This is a genomic window from Pseudomonas sp. SCPG-7 (assembly GCF_002156405.1).
Lineage (GTDB): Bacteria > Pseudomonadota > Gammaproteobacteria > Pseudomonadales > Pseudomonadaceae > Aquipseudomonas > Aquipseudomonas parakoreensis.
On the sequence record NZ_MVOO01000021.1, the window covers coordinates 1 to 20,639 of the forward strand.

Genomic DNA, 20,639 nt, shown 5'->3' on the forward strand with positions numbered 1-20,639 from the left:
GACAACACCGGCATCGCCGACCTCGCGGGCAACGCCGGCAGCGGCTCCACCGATTCCAACAACTATGCGGTCGACAGTCAGCGTCCGACGGCGACCATTGTCATGGCCGACAGCGACCTGCGTCCCGGTGAAACCGCGTTGGTGACCATCACCTTCAGCGAGGCCGTGACCGGATTCGACAATGCCGACCTGAGCGTCGCCAACGGCACCTTGAGCAATGTCGCGTCGAGCGACGGCGGCATCACCTGGACGGCCACGTTCACGCCGAACATTGGTGTCACCGATCTCACCAACCTGATTGTCCTGAACAACACCGGTATTACCGACCTGGCCGGCAACACCGGCACCGGCACCACCAACTCCGCCAACTATCAGGTGCAGACTCAGGTGCCGACTTCCACCATCGTGGTTGCCGACACTTCACTCAAGGCCGGGGAAACCTCGCTGGTGACCATCACCTTCAGCGAAGCGGTGAGCGGTTTCGACAACAGCGACCTGACCATCGCCAATGGCACGTTGAGCAATGTCAGCAGCAGCGACGGCGGTGTCACCTGGACGGCGACCTTCACCCCGACCGCCAATGTCACTGACGCGACCAACCTGATCAGCCTGAACAATGCCGGAGTGACCAACGTCTCAGGCAACAGCGGTATTGGCACCACCGATTCCAACAACTTCGCCATCGACACCGCGCTGCCGACCGCCACCATCGTGGTCGCCGACAACCGCCTGGGCATCGGCGAAACCACCACCGTGACCATCACCTTCAGCGAGGCGGTGAGCGGTTTCGATCTGTCGGACATCAGCGTCGCCAATGGTGCGCTGTCGAACCTGGCCAGCAGCGACGGCGGCATCACCTGGACGGCGACTTTCACCCCGACAGCCGGCGTCAACGACGCGACCAACCTGATCCTGATCGACACCGCCGGCGTCCAGGATCTGGCCGGCAATGCTGGGGCGAGCATCGCCATCTCCAACAACTACATCCTCGATGCGACCCGGCCGACGGTGAACATCGTGGTTGCCAATCCGCATCTGGGCATCGGCCAGACCACCACGGTGACCTTCACCTTCAGCGAGGCGGTGAACAATTTCGACCTGTCCGACCTGAGCGTGACCAACGGCGACCTGAGCAACCTGAGCAGCAGCGATGGCGGCAAGACCTGGACCGCGACCTTCACCCCGACCGCGAACGTGACCGACCCGAGCAACTTCATCGCGCTGGACACCGGCAACGTCACCGACTTGGCAGGCAATGCCGGCAGCACGGTGGCGGTGTCGAACAACTACGCCCTCGACAGTGAGCGCCCGACCGCCACGGTCGTGGTGGCCAACCCGAATCTGGGTGTCGGCCAGACTTCGCAGGTGATCATCACCTTCAACGAAGCGGTCAGCGGTTTCGAGCTGGCGGACCTCAGCGTGGCCAATGGCACCTTGTCCAACCTGAGCAGCAGCGACGGTGGCAAGACCTGGACCGCGACCCTGACGCCGACCGCCAACGTCAACAGCGCCAGTAATGCGATCAGCATCAACACGGCCGGGGTCAGTGACCTGTCGGGCAACAGCGGCAGCGGGATCAGTCAGTCCGGGAACTACGTGATCAATACGGTGCCGGTGGTCGTACCGCCGGTGACACCGACCTCGCCGTTGGTGGTGGTGCCGCCGGATCCGGAGTTCCGCAGCGGTGACCCCGTCGTGCCACCACCGGCACCGAACGTTCCGCTGCAACCGCTCATCTTCACACCGCCCACCGGCGACCTCGGCTCACCGCTGACCTTCGCGCCGTTGTTCGAACAACGGGTGATCGGCAACGGCATCCGTCCGCTGGGTGACATTTTCATCAACCACGGCGCCCTGAGCCCGAGCTTCATCGCCCAGGTTTTCACCAGCAGCGACAGCGGCGGCGATGGTTCCGGCCATGGCTTCCTCGGGTTTGGCGGTGGCGATGGCGGGGTGTTCGGCAGCAGCACGCTGTCGAGCCTGTTCCATCAGGACAGCGCCGCAGAGCGCGATTCGCTGAATGCTTTTGACCGTCATTCGATCACGGGCGGCGATATTTCCCAGGGCCTGCGCGGTGTGTTCGGCGTGCCGACCCTGGGCCAGCAACTGCAACAGATCAAGGACAGCGAGCAGCACCGGGTCGACAACCTGGCGGCGGCTCTGCAACAGGTCGGTATCAGCGAAATGCAGGCCTGATAACACACACACACAACAACTCAATATGCGCAGCACCCAGGGGCGATGCAGGGATGAAGAAAAGTCAAAAATTGTTCGGCGCCAGCCTGCTGGCGCTGGCAATCAGCGGATGTGCAGTCACCAGTGAACCGATCGAACGCAGTGTCAGCGAACAACGGGCCAAAGCCGACCTGCAAAGCATGTACAAGGGCCAGGAACCGCTGAGCGGTCCGCTGACCCTGCACCAGGCGATGGCCCGCGCGGTGAAATACAACCTCGAAGGCCGCTTGAAAATCATGGAGGAAGCGCTGGCCAAGCGGCAGCTCGACCTCGCCAGCTTCGACATGCTGCCGCGCATGGCGCTGGATGCCGGTTACGTCGGACGCAACAATGTCAGCGCCTCCAGCAGCCAGAGCGTACGCACCGGCACCCAGTCCCTGGAACCGTCGACCTCCCAGGACCGCGACCGCAACGTCGCCGACCTGACCATGGTCTGGAACGTCCTCGACTTCGGCGTCAGCTACATCAACGCCAAGCAACAGGGCGACCAGCGCCTGATCGTTCAGGAACGCCGACGCAAAGTGATCAACACCATCGTTCAGGACGTGCGCTCGGCCTATTGGCGGGCGATGGCGGCCGAACGCCTGCTCAAACAGATCGACAGCCTGATGGCGCGGGTCGATACCGCCCGGCGCAACAGCGAAAGCATGAGCGAGCAGCGCATCGGTGATCCGGTGCAGTCCCTCGGTTACCAGCGTTCGCTGATCGAAGCGACCCAGCAACTGGAAGAGCAACGCCGGGCGTTGTCGCTGGCGAAAACCGAACTGGCGACCCTGATCAACCTGCCGCTGGGCACCAACCTGACGCTGGCCACTGACGACGGTTATCAGATCCCGGAACTCAAGGTCGATATTTCCAGGCTGGAACAGGAAGCCCTGACCAGCCGTCCGGAACTGCGCGAGCAGGATTACCAGACCCGGATCAGTGCTGCTGAAACCCGCAAGGCGATGTTGCGCATGTTGCCGGGCCTGGAGTTTTCTGCCGGCGGACACTACGACAGCAACTCGTTCCTGGTGAACGATCGCTGGGCCGACTATGGGGTGAAAGTCACCTGGAACCTGTTCAATGTGATCTCCGCCCCGGCAGCCATCGATGTGGCCAAGGCCGGCGAAGAAGTCGCCACCGCTCGTCGTCAGGCGATGTCGATCGCGGTGCTGGCGCAGCTGTATGTGGCCAATGCCAACTATCAAGAGGCGCTGCGTCAGTTCAAAACCAACCAGCAACTGTCGGACATCGACGGGCAGATCGTCGGTCAGTTGCGCAATCGGCACCAGGCCGCCGGCATCGGCGAGCTGGAGTTGATTCAGGGTGAACTGAACAACCTGCAAGCGGATCTGCGCCGTGACCTGTCGTATGCCGATCTGCGCAATGCCTATGGGCAGATTTTCGCCAGCGCCGGCCTCGATCCGCTTCCGGATCAAGTGCAATCCACCGCGGTGCAGTCGATCGCCACGGCCCTGGCCAACCGCGAATCGGCCTGGGCGTCGGGGGATATCTCGGTGCCGGTGGTGGCCCATGCCGGCGCCAAATAATCTGCAGGCGCCCGTCGCCAGCATCAGCCGCAGGCAACGCGAGGCCCGCAACGGCCATCGCGGTGCTTTACCCAAGGCATGAGTCGCCCGATATGTTCTCGTCTGCCAGTGGCGGTGGACTTGCCGCTGCTGCTGCAGGCGCTGCAGGCGATTGCCGAAGAGGCATGGCGCGGCCACTTCAACACGGACTACTTCACGGGCGACTGGAGCGGCGTGGCGCTGATTTCGGCTGCAGATGCACTGAGTGAGTTATCCCCAGGACGCGGTTTGCCGCTGCAGCGCACGCCGTGGTTGCGTGATGAACGATGGCAGCGGGGGCTGCGCGAGCTGGCGCTGGATATCGTCAGCGCACGCTTGCTGCGACTGGGGCCCGGCGGGCGAATTCATGAGCACCGTGATTACGATCTGGAGGGGCCGGACGCCGATCTGCGCCTGCACATTCCGTTGCTCAGCCCGCCCGCCGCAGACTTCTGGCTCGAGGGGCAGCGTGTGCCGATGACGGCGGGGGAGTGCTGGTTTCTCGATCTTGCTCGTGCGCATCGGGTGGATAACTTCGATACGTCGGCACGGATTCATCTGGTGCTCGATTGCCGCCCCGGCGCCTGGCTTGCGCAGAAAATCGTCGAAGGTGTGAACGACACCCCCGCAACGCAACGGCCAGACTCGGCGTTGCAGCAACTCCAGCGATGGGTGGCGGGCGATGCCACGTTGGCGGCGACGTTGCAGGACATGACGGACACCGAATTATTCATCGAGCGTACTCTTGAGCTGGCCGCCGAACACGGCTTGCCGTTCTCCCGGGAAGAGTTGCGTGCGGCGATGCGCCAAGGACGTCGGCAATGGAACGCGCAATGGAGCGGCTGAATTTCGACGGCTGGCTGCCGATCCGGGTATGGCCGGTTGCGGGGCTTTGGCAGGTCGATTGGTGCTGGTTCGGTGATAGACCTTTGCAGCAGCCGTTTTTTCGCGATGCGGTCGAGGACGCGTTGCGTTTGCCGTTCAATCAGGTCTTTCGGCGCCAGACGCCGCTGTCGGCGCTGACGCAGTGGCACAGGCAAAGCCCGGGACTGGCGCCGAGTGCCTTTATCCTGCACGCCTCGCGTTGCGGTTCGACATTGATCAGCCAGATGCTCGCGCGGCTCGATGACCACATCGTAGTCTCGGAGCCACCGCCGCTTGATGCGCTTTTGCGAGGTGAGCTACCCGAAACCGAGCGGCGGGCAGCGATCAGTGGACTGCTCTCGGCCTACGGTCAACGTCGACGCGGTATCGAGCAGCGACTGGTGATCAAGCTCGATGCCTGGAACATCGGCGAATGGCCTCTGTTGCAGGCATGCTTTCCCGACACGCCGTGGCTGTTCGTGTATCGCGATCCGCTGGAAATCGCCGTATCGCACGTGCGTCGTCCGGGGATGCACATGGTGCCGGGGATGCTTGGTGATTGTGTGCTCGACGATGGTTTGCCGTTTACCGGCAGTGAAGACTTCATTGCACGACGGCTTGGACACTTACTGGCGTCGGCGTATCTGCACTGCCGTGAGGGTGACGGACTGCTGGTGAACTACAGCGAGTTGCCCGACGCCATGGCCGGACGATTGGCGAAGTTTTTTCGTTTGAATGTCGAGCAGCGGCAGCAGGTGTTGGCGGCGACGATGCAGCATGCCAAGCAGCCGTCCCAGCGCTTTGTTGCCGATGGCGAAGACAAGCGTCGCGAGGCTTCGCCGTGGTTGCGCGAACGGGTTCGGCAATGTGCCCAGGATGCCTTTCTGAATCTTGAATTGCTGCGCAACGCATGAAAGATCGCAGCCTTCGGCAGCTCCTACAGGGTGTACGCATAACCGTTGCAGGAGCTGCCGCAGGCTGCGATCTTTTGCTGTCAGGTTTTTCCCGACAGATCCGCCATCCCCTTGAGCAGCTCGATGGGTAGGGGAAAGACAATCGTCGAACTCTTGTCACCCGCAATCGAACTCAAGGTCTGCATGTAGCGTAACTGCATGGCGCCGGGTTGGCGGCCGAGCATTTCGGCGGCCTGCATGAGTTTTTCCGAGGCTTGCAGCTCGCCTTCGGCGTGGATCACCTTGGCCCGGCGTTCACGTTCGGCTTCGGCCTGTTTGGCGATGGCACGGACCATCGATTCGTTGAGGTCTACGTGCTTGATCTCGACGTTGGCGACCTTGATGCCCCAGGCGTCGGTCTGGGCGTCGAGCACTTGCTGGATATCGATATTCAGTTGCTCGCGTTCGGCCAGCAGTTCATCCAGCTCATGTTTGCCGAGCACCGCGCGCAGGGTGGTCTGCGCCAGTTGGCTGGTGGCCGAAAGAAAGTCTTCGACCTGAATGATCGCCTTCTGCGGGTCAAGCACGCGGAAGTACAGCACCGCATTGACCTTCACCGAGACGTTGTCGCGGGTGATCACATCCTGCGGCGGCACGTCGAGGACCACGGTGCGCAGATCGACCCGGACCATTTGCTGCACCACCGGTATCAACAGGATCAGCCCCGGCCCTTTGACCTGCCAGAAGCGCCCGAGCTGGAACACCACGCCGCGCTCGTACTCACGCAGGATGCGGAAGGTCGACCCGGCGAGGGCGATCACCAACAGCAGCAGTGCAACAAAACCGATTTGCAGACCCATGATCACTCTCCGTGTCGCACCGCGTCAGTCGCGGCGACTTTCAGCAATAAGCCCTTGCGCCCTACCACGCGCACCGATTGCCCGGTGTGCAAGGGTGTGGCGCTGTGCACTTGCCAGTGTTCACCCTGCAAATGCACCCAGCCGTTGTGGGCGTTTTCCGCTTGCACGGTGGTCACCGCCGTCACGCTGCCGACCAGCCCGGCATCGCCGCTGACGGCGTGGCGCGGGCGGGTTTTCAAGGCGCGGATGATCAACGCGATCAGCAGCAGAGCGCTGAGCAGGCCGAGGCCGATGATCATCGGTACCGGCACCTCGGCGTTGCTCAGGATCAGCGCGCCGATGACGAACATGATGATCCCGCCAAGGCCGATGACCCCGTAGTTGGGCAGCGCGGCTTCGGCGATCAGAAAGGCAATGCCAAGAGAGATCAGCCACAGGCCGACCGGATTGACCGCCGTCAGCGGGACGTCAGCCGCGAGGGCCGGGCCGCTGGTCAGCAGTATCAGAAAAAACAGACAACATCGGCTGTTCACGTGACCCTCCGGGAGAGTCATGGGGGTGTTTCCTTAAGTCTAGTTGAGCCTGGCGCTGAATGAATTCTGTTCAATGAGCAAATGTGTCCAGTGAGCGGATTTCCCTTCGCCTGAGCCTCGCCGAACTAGACTCAGCAGAACAGGCACAACGTTCCGCGTGACACCGAGGTGCAGCATGCGTATGGCAAAAAAAGTGCAAAGCAGCCTGAACCGGGCGCATTGCGAATATGACATCGTGGCCCACCGCCACTCCGCCAGCAGTCTGGAAACCGCACGGGTTTCCGGGGTGCCCGCCGAGCGCGTGGCCAAGTCGGTGATTCTCGACGACCACCACGGGCATTACCTGATGGCCGTGCTGCCGGCCAGCCGGCACCTGGATTTGAGCAAAGTGCGCAGCCGCGGCGAATGGCAGATCACCCGGGAAAGCAACCTGGCGCACATCTTCGATGACTGCGAACGCGGCGCGGTGCCGCCGCTGGGTGATTCCTACGGCCTGGACATGGTCATCGACCCGCTGCTGACCCGGCAGAAAGACATCTACCTGGAAGCCGGCAACCACAACTACCTGCTGCACATGAGCATGCCCGAGTTTCTGAAAATGGTGCCGCATGCCGAGGTGCGGGAGTTGAGTCAGTAGGTTCTGTAGCGCTTTCGCGGACGCCTTCGCGAGCAAGCTCGCTCCCACAGGTTGAACGCGTTCTCCTGTGGGAGCGAGCCTGCTCGCGAATAATCTCCCACCCACCGCATTCTTGAAGGAGCCCTCCATGGAACAGCCCACCCACAGCCTGCCGTCCCTGTTCAAGCAACTGGGCCTGGACAGCGACCCGACCAGCATTGACCAATTCATCGCCACCCATTCACCGCTCAAACCCGAGCTGCACCTCGCAGACGCGTTTTTCTGGAGCAAGAGCCAGGCGGATTTTTTGCGGGATGAGATTCTTGATGATGCGGATTGGGCGGAGGTGGTGGATCAGTTGAATGTGTTGTTGCGCAAGGGGCGGGTTTTGTAGGACTGAAGTAAAACCTTATTACAGAATGTCCGCAGGATCCCTATCGATGTTGGAGTAGCTTGCCAATTCAACAATCCGGAGCCGTCGATGCAATCATTTTTGCCAGTCAGAACAATTGATGTTGACGCGCTTGGGGACTGTATTGAGGCAGTGATCGAAAGCATCTCCAACGGGCCTGTCGAGTTTCGGAAGCTCGACACAACAGTGGCTGTGCTGATTTCGCCAGAAATTTATGAAGCGATCCTGAATAAGCTGGATGATTTCGATTTGGTGTCAATCACATATTCGCGCAGGAACGAAGTAGGGGTAGCCATTGAGCTGGATGAACTATAGAAATTCTCTGCCGAGAAGATTTGTTTCAAAACTTGACTGAAATTCCCCGCCAATGCGATATTGATAGTTAGCAAACTAACAGTGTGCATTTTCCCGTGCCGAATTCCCTCGACGCTCTCCAGATGAACATCAGCAGTGCCATGGTGGTGGCCGCCAGGCATTGGCGGAAGATCTGCCAGACCACGCTGGTCAACTATGGAATCTCCGAAGCCTGCGCCGTGCCGTTGTTGATGATCGGGCGGTTGGGCGAGGGCGTGCGTCAGGTGCAAGTGGCGCAGGCAGCCGGGATGGAAAGTCCGTCGCTGGTACGCCTGCTCGACCAGTTGTGCCACGCCGGCTACGTCTGTCGCACCGAAGATGCGCAGGATCGTCGGGCCAAGTGCCTGAGCCTGACCGACACCGGCCGTGAGCTGGTGCAAGCGGTGGAAAGCGAACTGGTGCGTCTGCGTCATGAAGTGCTCGAAGGCATCGACCAGAGTGATCTGGAGGCTACGCTTCGAGTACTGCGAGCTTTTGAGGCGGCCAATCCGCCTGTGGTGATCAATTCTTGAACGGTTTTTTCTCCGGCATTCCGCCTGCCCGTGACTGGTTCTACGGGGTTCGTACCTTTGCAGCGTCGATGATTGCGCTATACATCGCCTTGCTCATGCAAATGCCGCGTCCGTATTGGGCGATGGCCACGGTGTACATCGTCTCCAGCCCGTTTCTCGGCCCGACCAGTTCCAAGGCGCTGTACCGCGCCATCGGCACCTTTCTCGGGGCGGCGGCGGCGGTGCTGTTCGTGCCGATGTTCGGGCAGAGCCCATATGTGCTGGTGGTGGTGATTGCCTTGTGGACGGGGATTTTGCTGTTCCTGTCGCTGCACCTGCGCACCGCCAATAACTACGCGCTGATGCTGGCCGGTTACACATTGCCGCTGATTGCCTTGCCGACCGTGGATAATCCGCTGGCGGTGTGGGACGTGGCGGAGGCGCGCACCGAAGAGATCTTTCTTGGCATCGCCGTGGCGGCGGTGGTCGGCGCGATGTTCTGGCCGCGGCGTCTGGCGCCGGTGTTCAACGACGCGGTGGGCAAATGGTTCGCCGACGCTACCACCTACAGCTTGAAGTTCCTCAGCCGTGACGTGCAGCCTGAACAGATCGCCGCGCTGCGCATGGCCATGGTCGCTAACTTCAACAGCCTCGAATTGATGATCGGCCAGTTGCCCCACGAAGGCGCCCGGCCGCAAACCGTGCGCAACACCAAGGAGCTGCGCGGGCGGATGATCCACCTGTTGCCGGTGATCGACGCGCTGGAAGACTCGCTTTACGCCCTCGAACGGCGCACCCCGGAGCTGGTGGAGAAATTCGCACCGCTGCTGACCGCGACCCAGGAGTGGCTCGGCCATAACGACGCCGATCTGGTGCGTTGGCAGGCGCTCAAGGATCAACTTCAGGCCCTGCAGCCAAGCTGCGAGGCGCTGGAAGATCGCAAGCAATTGCTGTTCTCCAACGCGATTTATCGCCTCGGCGAATTCATCGATCTGTGGCAGGACTGCCGCAGTCTGCAGGACGCGATTCTCTGCGAGCGCCAGGACAGCTGGCGTGCGGTGTACCGGCACTGGCGCCTCGGGCGGCTGACGCCGTTTCTCGACCGCGGGATGATGCTGTATTCGGTGGCCTCGACCGTTCTGGCGATCATCGTCGCTTCGGTGCTGTGGATTCTGCTCGGCTGGCCGGACGGTGGCAGTGCGGTGATTCTGGCGGCGGTAGCGTGCAGTTTCTTCGCCTCGATGGACGACCCGGCGCCACAGATATATCGATTTTTTTTCTGGACCGGGATGTCGGTGCTGTTCGCCAGCCTTTACCTGTTTCTGATTCTGCCGAACCTGCACGATTTCCCGATGCTGGTACTGGCGTTTGCGGTTCCGTTCATCTGTGTCGGCACCCTGACGGTGCAGCCGCGCTTCTTCCTCGGCATGCTCCTGACGCTGGTCAACACCTCGTCGTTCATCAGCATTCAGGGCGCGTACGACGCGGACTTCTTCGCCTTTGTGAACTCCAACCTGGCCGGCCCTCTGGGCCTGTTGTTCGCGTTCATCTGGACCCTGATCGCCCGCCCGTTCGGCGTCGAACTGGCCGCCAAACGTCTGACCCGCTTCAGCTGGAAAGACATCGTGCGCATGACCGAGCCGGCCAATCTGGCCGAACATCGGCATCTGGGCGTGCAGTTGCTCGACCGTTTGATGCAGCACTTGCCGCGTCTGGCCATGACCGGCCAAGACACCGGGATTGCCATGCGTGAAGTGCGCGTGGGCTTGAACCTGCTCGATCTGCTGGCTTACACGCCACGGGTCAGCGGCGCGCCGAAGGCCCTGCTGCAGCAAGTGGTGGCTGAGGTCGGCGAGTATTTTCGCGCGTGTCTGAAGGCCGGCGAACGCTTGCCGGCACCGAGTCCTTTATTGATGACCATGGATCGCGCCCGCCGTGCGCTCAAAGGCCACGGCGATGAAGAAACCCGGCTAAACCTGTTGCATGCCTTGAGCGGTTTGCGCTTGGCGCTGCTGCCCGGTGTGGAATTCGTCAGCACGGGCGATGCCGAAGAACCGCTGCCCGATGGAGCGCCCCTATGATCGGTGATCTGGATATCAGCGGCATTTTCCTGCCGACCCTGCTGGTGCTGATGGGCATCACCTATGTGTTGTTTGTGCTGGTGCATGGCGTGCTCACGCGCCTGCACTTTTACCGTCTGGTCTGGCACCGGGCATTGTTCAACGTGGCCCTCTACGCCGTGATGCTGTACGGCGTGGACTCACTCAGTCGATACCTGATGACATGAAAAAACCGTTTCTGACTATCGGTCGCGTGGTCCTGACCCTGCTGATCGTGACTTTCGCCGTCGTCCTCGTCTGGCGCATGGTGATGTATTACATGTTTGCGCCGTGGACCCGTGACGGCCACATTCGCGCTGACATTATTCAGATCGCCCCGGACGTGTCCGGGCTGATCCAGCAGGTCGAGGTCAAGGACAACCAGTTGATCAAACGCGGCCAAGTGCTGTTCAGCATCGACCAGGACCGCTTCAAACTGGCCCTGCGTCAGGCTAAAGCGGCGGTCGCCGATCGCGAAGAAACCCTGGCCCAGGCGCAGCGTGAAGCCAAGCGTAACCGTGGTCTGGGCAATCTGGTGCCGGCCGAACAGCTGGAAGAAAGCCAGTCGAAAGTTGCCCGCGCGCAATCGGCGCTGGCCGAAGCGCTGGTGACGGTGGACAGCGCGCAGCTCAATCTGGATCGCTCGGTGATCCGCAGCCCGGTGGACGGTTACGTCAACGACCGTGCGCCGCGTGTGCAGGAATTCGTCACCGCCGGGCGTCCGGTGTTGTCGGTGGTCGACAGCAACTCTTTCCATATCGACGGCTACTTCGAAGAAACCAAACTCGATGGCATTCATGTCGGGCAGTCGGTGGATATCCGTGTGATCGGCGACAAGGCCAGGCTGCGCGGGCATGTCGAAAGCATCGTCGCCGGTATCGAAGATCGCGACCGCACCAGCGGCAACAACCTGCTGCCGAACGTCAACCCGGCGTTCAGCTGGGTGCGCCTGGCACAACGGATTCCGGTGCGCATCGCCTTTGACGAGGTGCCGGAAGACTTCCGCATGATCGCCGGGCGGACCGCGACCGTGTCGATCATCGACGACAAAACGCAGGAGCCCGCGCAATGAACAGGGCCCTGATGATCGCCGGGTTGGGCCTGATGCTCTCGGCCTGCCAGATGGTCGGGCCGGACTATCACCTGCCCGCTGACGCGGCGGTGCAGCGCAAGGATTTTCAGGGCGAGCTGGCGGTGGACGGCAAACCAGTGGTGTCGGCGCCGGTGCCGGCGGACTGGTGGCGGCTGTATCAAGACCCGCGTCTGGATCAACTGGTACAGCAAGCCATGGCTTCCAATACGGATTTGCGCGTGGCGGCGGCCAACCTGTCGCGGGCGCGTGCCCAGGTCGATGAAGCCGAAGCGGCCGGCGGCTGGAGCGGCGGCGTGAAGATGGGCGCGCAGCGCTTGCAGGAATCCGGACAAGCATTCCTGCTGCCGGAAAAAGTCCCGGTGGCCAACGTCGCTGACATCGGTATCAGCGCGTCTTACCAGTTCGATCTGTGGGGCACGCTGCAACGCGGGATCGAAGCGGCGAAAGCCAACGCCGATGCCACGCAAGCGGCGGCCGACACCGCGCGCATCACCCTGGTGGCGGACGTGGTCCGTGCCTACACCCAAGTGTGCGCCGCCAACGAAGAACGGGAAATCGCTCAGCATTCCCTCGACCTGCAATCGCAGAGCACCACGCTGATCCAGCGCTTGCGCGATGCCGGGCGTGGTGACGAGACCCAGGTCACCCGTTCGCAAACCCAATTCAAATCCTTGCGGGCTGACCTGCCGCGCTACGAAGCGGCGCGTCAGGCCGGATTGTTCCGCCTGTCGATGCTGCTGGCCAAACCGCTCGACCAGTTGCCTGCCGGCACCGCGACCTGTGCCGAACTGCCGAAAATCGCCCAACAGTTGCCGGTGGGCGACGGTGCGGCGCTGCTCAAGCGTCGTCCCGATGTGCGGCAAGCCGAGCGTCGTCTGGCCGCCGCGACCGCCGGTATCGGCATTGCAACCGGTGAGCTGTACCCGGACATCAGCATCGGCGCGACCATCGGCACCGTCGGCATCGTTTCCGACCTTGGCGATCCTTCGACCAACCGCTGGGGCTTTGGCCCGTCGCTGAGCTGGAAAGTGCCGACCAACGGCGCCCGCGCACGGATCCGTGAGGCCGAAGCCAACACTCAGGGCGCGCTGGCGCATTTCGACGGTGTGGTGCTCAACGCCATCCGCGAAACCCAGACCGGTCTGGCCCAGTACAGCGCACTGCTGCAGCGTCGCGATGCACTGGCCGATGCCGAGCAGTCGGCGAAACTGGCGGCGGACCAGACCCACCGCTTCTTCCAGGCCGGGCGCGAGTCGTTCCTCGCCGACCTGCAGGCGACCCGCACCTACACCGACGTCACCGCGCAACTGGCCGCCGCCAACACCCAGGTCGCCATGAGCCAGATCGATTTATTCCTCGCCCTGGGTGGCGGCTGGGAAAGCGGACGAACGCAAGCCTCAAGCGCCAGCAAACCCTGAAGCCGTTGCTATGCTTTGAAGTGTTGAAAGGGTGCCCCGTGCAACGCACCCTTTCAGCGCACATTGCTAGCGCTGGTCTAGGGGAAACCAATAATGAAAAACCCTTACGCTCTCGGCTTCTGGTGCGCCCTGGTAGCGCTGGTGCTGCTATCGGCCACCTATTTCTACGGCATCATGCTGGCCCATCAGATCGACAAGGCCATGGTCTTCCTCGACAGCGCCACGGCGTTGATCGCGGTGATGGCCATCGTCGTCGTGGCGTGGGCCTCGGTTCAGGTGCAGCGGGTCAAGAAACGCCAGTTGGAACAGGGCAAGACCCTGGTGCTGATCTGGGACACCAAAGTCGCCCTGCGCCGGGTCGAAACCGTGTTTGATCGCTACTTCTGGGGCAGCTACTGGCAACCGGGACGCACCTTCGCCGAAGTCATGGGCGAACTGACCGGCACGCCGCTGGAAAAAAGCCTCGAAGCCCTGAAAAAGCAGTGTCTGGAACTCGACAAGCAGATTGCCGATGAAGGCTGGCACTGGCTCAATAATGCCCGCGAACTGTCGGATGTCGCCACGGCCATGGCCCGTGAGCGCTATCAACTGGATTTCTGCGATCCCCGGGCCGATGGGCCTGGCGGGGCGGTGATTGATCGCGACTTTGAAGTGCTGGTGTATACGTGGACGGCGCGGTTGAAGAGCTTTGATCATCAGCTCGATGAGATCGAGGTTCAGTATTCCTGATCTTCTGGGAGTCCTCTGGCCCCATCGCTGGCTTGCCAGCGATAGCGTCCTCAAAAACACCGCAACTCTCCCCGCCTGTCAGCTGTCCACACTCCCCATAGACACTCTTTAACCTTTAAACATTGGGCCGCCTCGCGCTGCCAGTGCTAATCTCCACCGCTAATTTCAGCGGAGTCGAGCCGCGACCCGGTCACGGGTTCAGGGAAGACGACCACACTTTCAGCCACGGACATTGATCAGGTCATTCATGAATAAATCAGCAGGCGTGCTTCTCGGGATTGTTGTTGCCATCGGTGCGATCAGCGCCGGCGGGGCCTGGTATACCGGGACCAAGATTGAAGGCGTACTGAACAACGCCGTCAGCAACGCCAACAAAGAGCTGCAGACCGCGATGGCCGGCTCCAATGGCAGCGCGTCGCTGGAGCTGGTGTCGCTGGAGCGCCACACCTTCACCAGCACCGCGCACTACCGCCTCAAGGGCGAAGGCGAGATGTTCGGTGACCAGCCGGTCGAGCTGCTGTTCGTCGATCACATCGAACACGGCCCGCTGCCGTTCTCGCGCCTGGTGTCGCTGAAGTGGCTGCCGGTCATGGCCACCAGCAATTACGAGCTGGAAAAGAGCCCGGCCACCGAAAAATGGTTTGCCGCCACCAAGGGCGCCGCGCCGCTCAAAGGTGTGACCAACATCGGCTACGACGAATCCACCACCAGCAGCCTCGAGTTGCTACCGCTGGAAACCGCGCTGGACGAGCAGTCGAGCCTGAAATTCTCCGGCCTGACCATGAACATCTCCGCCAGTGCCCAGGCGCAGAAGGTCAAGGCTGACGGCTACATGGACAGCCTGAAACTGGTCACCGTGGCGCAGGATCAGGCGCCGGTGCAGGTCGAACTCAACGGTCTGACCCTGGCCAGCAACCTCACCAAGAGCAGCTACGGCTACTACACCGGGGAAAACACCCTGGAGCTGACCAACAGCAAAACCACCTTCGGTCCCAAGCAGTCGGTACTCGGTGTGAAGAGCTTCGAAATGAAGAATCTCACCGAAGAGAGCGGCAGCAATGCCTCGGGCCGCGCTGACTACAAGGTCGGTGAAGTCACCCTCAACGACAAGAAAATCGGTTCGGCCAACATGGCCATGAGCCTGAAGAACCTCGACATCCCGTCGACGATGTCGCTGATGCAGATCTACCAGACCAAATTGCAGCCGTACGAGAAGGAAGCGGCGGCCGCTGCCGAGGCCGGTCTGCCGGCACCGGAATTGAACCTGACCGAAGCCGAGTCGGCACAGGTCAAGGCTGACCTGCAGAAACTGCTGGCCGCCAGCCCACAGATCGCGCTGGAAAACCTGTCGCTGAAAACCGCCAACGGTGAAAGCCGCGCCAGCCTGGTGATTGATCTGACCAAGCCGCAATCGATGGATCTGCCGCCGGATCAACTGGGCAAGCAATTGATCGCGCTGCTGGACCTGAATATTCAGGTGTCCAAGCCGATGCTGATCGATCTGCTCAGCGTGCAGGCGCAGCTCGACGGCCAGACTGACGCCAAAGCCATCGTCGATCAGGCCAGCGCCGGCGCCGACATGTTCTCCGGCATGGCAGTCGGTTCGCAGTTGGCGACCGTCGACGGCACCAATGTCGTGACCAAGCTGCATTACGCTGCCAATCAGGTGGAGTTCAACGGCCAGAAGATGACCGTCGAGCAGTTCGTCGGCTTCCTGATGAGCAAGTTCGCTGGCGTCACGCAAGTGCAGTAATCCTGCGCTCTAAATAGCAACGCCCGGCCTCTGGATTCGCGGACGCCGGGCGTTTTGCTGTCTGGCGTTCGGGTTTTGCACTGAGCCGGCGGCACGATTCTGAACAATTATTGTGTTCTGAATATTCGACTACGCTTGCATGCAAGACTGCCTGACTAAGCTTGGCTGGGTCTTTATTGGCTCAGCCTCCGTTACGAATGGGCAAGGGGGGCATTGCGACCCGGCTGGCCATGTAAGGATGCTGACGAATGCCGCGTATTGATGTGCCTGTTCTACATCGTGGTTTACGCCCGTTGTTTCGTGTTGCGCTGTGCAGCCAGTTGCTTTGGCCGGCACTGGCGTTTGCCGATACGCCCTATGATCAGATGGTGCGTGATGCCCGTGCCGGGCAGACCACGCCTGCGCTGAACGTGCTGCGCCAGGTGCCGCCGGGGCAGTCGACCACTGGCCAGATCAGCGATCACCTGCAGATCGCCAGTTGGGCCGGCCTCGATGCCGAAGTGGTGCAGGTCTATGAAACCCAGGGGCGTGACCGGGCGCTGCCGGTGCAGGCACTGACCGCCACCGCACGCGCCTATCGCAACCTCAAGCGTTGGGAGCAGGCGACTCAGGTCTACAACAAGGCGCTGGCGCTGGAGCCGGACAACGCTGACCTGCAATTGGGGCTGGCCCTGACTCAGGCTGACGCGGGCAAACCCGACGAAGCCGTGACCCGCGCCAAGGCGCTGGTCGCCGCCAAACCCGACGATCCTTCGCGCCGCCTCGCACTGGGCTATGCACTGACCCGCGCCGGCAAGCAGTACGACGCGTTGTTTGAATACGATCAAGCGTTTATCCGTGCCGGCAGCAAGCCGGAAGTCGCCCGCGAATACGTGGTCGCCCTGCAAAAGGCGCGGCTGCCGGAACCGGCGCTGCGTCTGGCCAATCAACGTCCGGGGCTGATCGACCCGGTCACCTTGCGTCGACTCGAAGGTGATCTGGCCGCCGAACGCGTGCGTCTGGCCGAACTCGCCACCCGCAGTGAAAAAGAACGCTACGTGATCGCCGACCGCGCGCTGGCCGATTACGACAAACTGCTCGCCACCTGGACCCCGGATGCCAGCGCCCATGATGACGTGATTCGCTGGCGCATCGACCGCATGGGCGCGCTCAAGGCCCGGGCGCGCACCGCCGACGTGATCAATGAATACCAGAAGCTGCAAAGCGAAGGCGTGAAGATTCCGACTTACGCCTTGCGCTGGGTCGCCGCGTCGTATCTGGATCAGCGCCAGCCAGAAGTCTCTACCGACCTGTATCGCCAGGTGTTGTCGGCCCCGGACGCCGATGTCGGTGATCGCCTCGAAGACACCACCGCGTTGTACTACTCGCTGCTGGAAAGCGACCGCGCCGATGAAGCGCGCAAACTCGCCGAGGATCTGGCCAAGACCCAGAAACCGCGCGTCGAACTCAAGGGCTTGCCGATCGGCAACCCGAATGATGAGTGGATGGACGCCCAGCAACTCGCGGCGCAGGCCGGCACCTACGGCTCCGACCTGCCGCACGGCGAAGAGCGCCTGCAGACACTGGTCGATCAGGCCCCGGGCAACATCGGCCTGCGCCTGGCGCAGGCCGATCTGTACCTGGCCCGGCAATGGCCACGCCGCGCGGAAAATCAGCTCAAGGAAACCGAGAGCATGGTCCCGCGCGACATGGGCCTGGAACTCGCTCAGGCGCGCACCGCGATGACCCTGCAGGAATGGCGGCAAATGGATGCGCTGACCGATGACGTGGTCGCGCGCTTTCCCGACAACCGTCAGGTGCAACGAGCGGCCCGCGAGCGCGAAGTGCACGACATGTCCGAACTGCGCGTCGAAGCCTATGGCGGCAAGGCCAACGGAGGCGGCGGCAGTGGTGCGGGCGCGGTCAGTGGCAGCCGCGATTTCGGCATCCAGAGCACTCTGTACAGCCCGCCGATCGATGAAGACTGGCGGGTGTTCGTCGGCGCCGGTTATGCCACCGGCGACTTCGCCGAAGGCACGGGCACCGACCGCTTCCAGCGTGTCGGTCTGGAGCGCCGTACCCGCGACATGAGCCTGGAAGCCGAGGTCTCCAACCACGATTACGGTTACGGCGCCAAACAGGGCGCGCGCATCGCGATTGCCCGCGACATCAACGATCACTGGCAGTACGGCGGCAGCTTCGCCTATCTGTCGGCCGAGACGCCGTTGCGGGCGCTCAACAGCGACATCAAGGCCAACGGCGGCAACGCGTTCATTCGCTGGCGCGCCAACGAAAGTCGCGAGTGGCGGCTGTCGGTCAGCCCGTCGCACTTCAGCGACGGCAACAACCGCGTCGAAGCCTTGCTCACCGGGCGCGAGGGCGTCTACAGCGCGCCGAACGTGCAAGTCGATGCCGGTCTGGAAGTCGGTACCAGTCACAACTCCAAGTCCGAGGATGTGCCGTACTTCAACCCGAAGGCGGACTTCAGCGTGATGCCGACGGTCAACGTCAACCATGTGCTCTACCACCGTTACGAAACCTCGTGGAGCCAGCAGTTTCAGGCCGGGGCGGGCACCTACAGCCAGCGTGACCACGGCACCGGCGGCATGGCGATGCTCGGCTACGGCCAGCGTTATGCCTGGAACGACGTGTTCGAGGTGGGCGGTTTGTTCAGTGTGATCAACCGGCCCTACGACGGTGATCGGGAGACCGATCTGCGTCTGCTCGTCGACCTCACTTTCCGCTTCTAGAAGAGTTTGAAGATGCCTTTGATGACGCGTTTCATCCTTCTGCTGGGAGTGCTGCTGATCAGCGCCTGCGCCCAGCAAGCCCCGGCTTTCGCGCCGCCGTCGCAACGTCCGGTGGCGGCCAATGAAAAACCCTGGCCGAAAAACCATGTGCTGGGCATTGCCTATCACGATATCGAAGACCGCGACCCCGATCAGGCGGTGGTGGCGGTGCGCACCGAGCGCATGATCGAGCAGCTCGCGTGGCTGCGCGAGAACGGCTACCAACCGGTCACCGTCGATCAGATCATGGCGGCGCGCAAGGGCGGCCCGGAACTGCCGGCCAAAGCGATCCTGCTCAGCTTCGACGATGGTTATTCAAGCTTCTACACCCGCGTGCTGCCGGTGCTGCGCGCCTACAACTGGCACGCCTTGCTGGCGCCGGTCGGCGTGTGGATCGACACGCCGCTCAATCAACCGGTGGATTTTGCCGGCGCCCCCCGCGCACGCTCCGACTTCCTGACCTGGGATCAGGTGCGGGAAATCTCGCGGTCGGGTCTGGTGGAAATCGCCGCGCACACCGACGCCAGCCACAAAGGCATCCTCGCCAACCCGCAAGGCAACATGCAGCCGGCGGCGGCCACCCGACGCTACGATCCGCTCACCAAACGCTATGAGTCCGAAGAACAGTTCCGCGCTCGAATCAACAATGACGTGGCGACCATCTCGGAAAAAATCCGCAAAGTCACCGGCAAGAAACCGCGCATCTGGGTCTGGCCGTACGGCACGGCGGACGGCACTTCGCTGACCGTGATCGGCGAGCAGGGCTACGAAATGGCCCTGACCCTGGACGACGGTCTCGACGCCCTCGACAACCTGATGAGCAGCCCGCGCTTTCTGGTGGCCTCGGATCCTGACGGCGAGCATTTCGCCAACAGCATCGTCGGCGTGCAATCGGATTTCGCCATGCGTGTGGTGCACATCGATCTGGACAACGTTTACGACCCGGACCCGGCACAGCAGGAAATCAACCTTGGCAAGCTGATCCAGCGCATGGCCGACATGGGTGCCAACACCGTGTTCCTGCAGGCTTTCGCCGATCCGAAGGGCGACGGACTGGTGCACTCGCTGTACTTCCCCAACCGTCACCTGCCGGTGCGCGCCGACATCTTCGACCGCGTTGCCTGGCAACTGCGCACTCGGGCGCACGTGAAAGTCTTCGCCTGGATGCCGGTGCTGAGTTTTGGCCTCGACTCGAAGCTGCCGCGTGTCACGCGCTGGGATCCGAAGACCGGCACCACCTCGGTCGATCCGGGCCAATATCAGCGCCTGTCGCCGTTCGATCCGCAAGTACGGCGGATCATCGGTGAAATCTACGAAGACGTGGCGCGCCTGACGTCGGTGGACGGCATTCTGTACCACGACGACGCGGTGCTCTCGGATTTCGAAGACGCCAGCCCCGAGGCTCTGAAAGCTTATGCCGCGCACGGCTTGCCCGGGTCAATCGCTGCGCTTCGAGATGATCCGGCGGCGATGCAGCGCTGGACGCGCTTCAAGAGTCAATACCTGATCGATTTCACCAAGGAGCTGACCGCCAAGGTCCGTGCGATCCGTGGCCCGCAGGTGCTGACCGCACGCAACATCTTCGCCGAGCCGGTGCTCAATCCTGATAGCGAAGCCTGGTTTGCGCAGAACCTCGACGACTTCCTCGTGACTTACGACTGGACGGCGCCGATGGCCATGCCGTTGATGGAAAAACAGACCGAGGCGCAATCCGGCCCGTGGCTTGAAGAACTGGTGGCGAAGATCAAGCAACGCCCCGGCGCGCTGAATCGCACGGTGTTCGAACTGCAAGCCCGCGACTGGACGAAAAAGGATCAGGCCGACATTGACGGTGCGCAACTGGCGGACTGGATGGGCCGGCTCAAGCGTCAGGGGGCGACCAGTTTTGGTTACTACCCGGACAACTTCCTCGACAACCTGCCGGACCTGAAAACCGTAAGGCCTGCGCTCTCCAACAAATGGAACCCATGA

General features: G+C 62.1%; 18 protein-coding genes and 1 pseudogene. 17 read left to right on the forward strand and 2 right to left on the reverse strand.

The window, feature by feature from the left end:
- The 5 genes and pseudogenes from B1722_RS25660 to B1722_RS25675 form a co-directional block, all read left to right on the forward strand.
- Positions 1-2,196: Ig-like domain-containing protein (locus B1722_RS25660; RefSeq protein WP_256578867.1), on the forward strand; the 2,196-nt coding region annotated here is incomplete at its 5' end.
- A 53-nt stretch (positions 2,197-2,249) separates the two neighbouring features.
- On the forward strand, positions 2,250-3,767 hold the full coding sequence (locus B1722_RS25665; protein WP_086794793.1) for a TolC family protein: 1,518 nt from the start codon (positions 2,250-2,252) through the stop codon (positions 3,765-3,767).
- Positions 3,751-3,831, forward strand: a pseudogene (locus B1722_RS29950) (adenylyl-sulfate kinase); the annotation flags it as partial. The gene B1722_RS25665 and the pseudogene B1722_RS29950, both read left to right, overlap by 17 nt.
- 14 nt (positions 3,832-3,845) lie before the next feature.
- Positions 3,846-4,631 (forward strand): aspartyl/asparaginyl beta-hydroxylase domain-containing protein, encoded by a 786-nt coding sequence (locus B1722_RS25670; protein WP_086794794.1) that lies wholly within the window; start codon positions 3,846-3,848, stop codon positions 4,629-4,631.
- Complete coding sequence (locus B1722_RS25675; RefSeq protein WP_041070971.1) at positions 4,619-5,563, forward strand: aspartyl beta-hydroxylase; 945 nt, start codon at positions 4,619-4,621, stop codon at positions 5,561-5,563. Before B1722_RS25670 ends, B1722_RS25675 begins: the two co-directional genes overlap by 13 nt.
- Before the next feature lie 80 nt (positions 5,564-5,643).
- On the opposite strand, the gene B1722_RS25680 is transcribed toward B1722_RS25675, so the two are convergent.
- Together B1722_RS25680 and B1722_RS25685 are read right to left on the reverse strand one after the other, a co-directional pair.
- The gene (locus B1722_RS25680; protein ID WP_041070974.1) at positions 5,644-6,402 is read right to left on the reverse strand and encodes a slipin family protein; all 759 of its coding nucleotides are present in this window, start codon (positions 6,400-6,402) and stop codon (positions 5,644-5,646) included.
- Positions 6,403-6,404: 2 nt separating this feature from the next.
- Complete coding sequence (locus tag B1722_RS25685; RefSeq protein WP_065118211.1) at positions 6,405-6,956, reverse strand: NfeD family protein; 552 nt, start codon at positions 6,954-6,956, stop codon at positions 6,405-6,407.
- Between the two features lie 154 nt (positions 6,957-7,110).
- Here B1722_RS25685 and B1722_RS25690 point away from each other — a divergent pair, with 154 nt between their 5' ends.
- The 12 genes from B1722_RS25690 to pgaB all read left to right on the forward strand — a co-directional run bounded on the left by B1722_RS25690 (position 7,111) and on the right by pgaB (position 20,639).
- On the forward strand, positions 7,111-7,572 hold the full coding sequence (locus B1722_RS25690; RefSeq protein WP_041070977.1) for an aminoacyl-tRNA deacylase: 462 nt from the start codon (positions 7,111-7,113) through the stop codon (positions 7,570-7,572).
- A 127-nt stretch (positions 7,573-7,699) separates the two neighbouring features.
- Positions 7,700-7,945 (forward strand): DUF2789 domain-containing protein, encoded by a 246-nt coding sequence (locus tag B1722_RS25695; protein ID WP_086794795.1) that lies wholly within the window; start codon positions 7,700-7,702, stop codon positions 7,943-7,945.
- An 87-nt stretch (positions 7,946-8,032) separates the two neighbouring features.
- Positions 8,033-8,278 carry a hypothetical protein gene (locus B1722_RS25700; RefSeq protein WP_086794796.1) on the forward strand — a complete coding sequence of 82 codons (246 nt, stop codon included), beginning with the start codon at positions 8,033-8,035 and terminating at the stop codon, positions 8,276-8,278.
- Positions 8,279-8,400: 122 nt separating this feature from the next.
- Positions 8,401-8,829, forward strand: a complete 429-nt coding sequence (locus B1722_RS25705; RefSeq protein ID WP_047290742.1) for a MarR family winged helix-turn-helix transcriptional regulator — start codon at positions 8,401-8,403, stop codon at positions 8,827-8,829.
- Positions 8,826-10,889, forward strand: a complete 2,064-nt coding sequence (locus B1722_RS25710) for an FUSC family protein (RefSeq protein WP_086794797.1) — start codon at positions 8,826-8,828, stop codon at positions 10,887-10,889. The genes B1722_RS25705 and B1722_RS25710 overlap by 4 nt, the downstream gene beginning before the upstream one ends.
- Complete coding sequence (locus B1722_RS25715) at positions 10,886-11,095, forward strand: DUF1656 domain-containing protein (RefSeq protein ID WP_007957657.1); 210 nt, start codon at positions 10,886-10,888, stop codon at positions 11,093-11,095. The genes B1722_RS25710 and B1722_RS25715 overlap by 4 nt, the downstream gene beginning before the upstream one ends.
- The gene (locus B1722_RS25720) at positions 11,092-11,979 is read left to right on the forward strand and encodes an HlyD family secretion protein (protein WP_041070994.1); all 888 of its coding nucleotides are present in this window, start codon (positions 11,092-11,094) and stop codon (positions 11,977-11,979) included. The genes B1722_RS25715 and B1722_RS25720 overlap by 4 nt, the downstream gene beginning before the upstream one ends.
- Positions 11,976-13,418, forward strand: a complete 1,443-nt coding sequence (locus B1722_RS25725) for an efflux transporter outer membrane subunit (RefSeq protein ID WP_086794798.1) — start codon at positions 11,976-11,978, stop codon at positions 13,416-13,418. The genes B1722_RS25720 and B1722_RS25725 overlap by 4 nt, the downstream gene beginning before the upstream one ends.
- 93 nt (positions 13,419-13,511) lie before the next feature.
- Positions 13,512-14,147, forward strand: a complete 636-nt coding sequence (locus B1722_RS25730) for a hypothetical protein (protein ID WP_047290746.1) — start codon at positions 13,512-13,514, stop codon at positions 14,145-14,147.
- A gap of 247 nt (positions 14,148-14,394) precedes the next feature.
- The gene (locus B1722_RS25735; RefSeq protein ID WP_086794799.1) at positions 14,395-15,900 is read left to right on the forward strand and encodes a YdgA family protein; all 1,506 of its coding nucleotides are present in this window, start codon (positions 14,395-14,397) and stop codon (positions 15,898-15,900) included.
- A gap of 248 nt (positions 15,901-16,148) precedes the next feature.
- A complete protein-coding gene (gene pgaA / locus B1722_RS25740) occupies positions 16,149-18,629 on the forward strand; it encodes a poly-beta-1,6 N-acetyl-D-glucosamine export porin PgaA (protein ID WP_086794800.1) in 2,481 nt (826 codons plus the stop codon).
- A 12-nt stretch (positions 18,630-18,641) separates the two neighbouring features.
- Positions 18,642-20,639: a poly-beta-1,6-N-acetyl-D-glucosamine N-deacetylase PgaB gene (gene pgaB / locus B1722_RS25745; protein WP_086794801.1), complete on the forward strand. Its 1,998-nt coding sequence runs from the start codon at positions 18,642-18,644 to the stop codon at positions 20,637-20,639.

Coding starts and splice junctions, on each gene's coding strand:
- B1722_RS25665 (WP_086794793.1), top strand. CDS start 2,250: ATGAAGAAAAGTCAAAAATTGTTCGGCGCCAGCCTGCTGGCGCTGGCA.
- B1722_RS25670 (WP_086794794.1), top strand. CDS start 3,846: ATGAGTCGCCCGATATGTTCTCGTCTGCCAGTGGCGGTGGACTTGCCG.
- B1722_RS25675 (WP_041070971.1), top strand. CDS start 4,619: ATGGAGCGGCTGAATTTCGACGGCTGGCTGCCGATCCGGGTATGGCCG.
- B1722_RS25680 (WP_041070974.1), bottom strand. CDS start 6,402: ATGGGTCTGCAAATCGGTTTTGTTGCACTGCTGCTGTTGGTGATCGCC.
- B1722_RS25685 (WP_065118211.1), bottom strand. CDS start 6,956: ATGACTCTCCCGGAGGGTCACGTGAACAGCCGATGTTGTCTGTTTTTT.
- B1722_RS25690 (WP_041070977.1), top strand. CDS start 7,111: ATGCGTATGGCAAAAAAAGTGCAAAGCAGCCTGAACCGGGCGCATTGC.
- B1722_RS25695 (WP_086794795.1), top strand. CDS start 7,700: ATGGAACAGCCCACCCACAGCCTGCCGTCCCTGTTCAAGCAACTGGGC.
- B1722_RS25700 (WP_086794796.1), top strand. CDS start 8,033: ATGCAATCATTTTTGCCAGTCAGAACAATTGATGTTGACGCGCTTGGG.
- B1722_RS25705 (WP_047290742.1), top strand. CDS start 8,401: ATGAACATCAGCAGTGCCATGGTGGTGGCCGCCAGGCATTGGCGGAAG.
- B1722_RS25715 (WP_007957657.1), top strand. CDS start 10,886: ATGATCGGTGATCTGGATATCAGCGGCATTTTCCTGCCGACCCTGCTG.
- B1722_RS25720 (WP_041070994.1), top strand. CDS start 11,092: ATGAAAAAACCGTTTCTGACTATCGGTCGCGTGGTCCTGACCCTGCTG.
- B1722_RS25725 (WP_086794798.1), top strand. CDS start 11,976: ATGAACAGGGCCCTGATGATCGCCGGGTTGGGCCTGATGCTCTCGGCC.
- B1722_RS25730 (WP_047290746.1), top strand. CDS start 13,512: ATGAAAAACCCTTACGCTCTCGGCTTCTGGTGCGCCCTGGTAGCGCTG.
- B1722_RS25735 (WP_086794799.1), top strand. CDS start 14,395: ATGAATAAATCAGCAGGCGTGCTTCTCGGGATTGTTGTTGCCATCGGT.
- pgaA (WP_086794800.1), top strand. CDS start 16,149: ATGCCGCGTATTGATGTGCCTGTTCTACATCGTGGTTTACGCCCGTTG.
- pgaB (WP_086794801.1), top strand. CDS start 18,642: ATGCCTTTGATGACGCGTTTCATCCTTCTGCTGGGAGTGCTGCTGATC.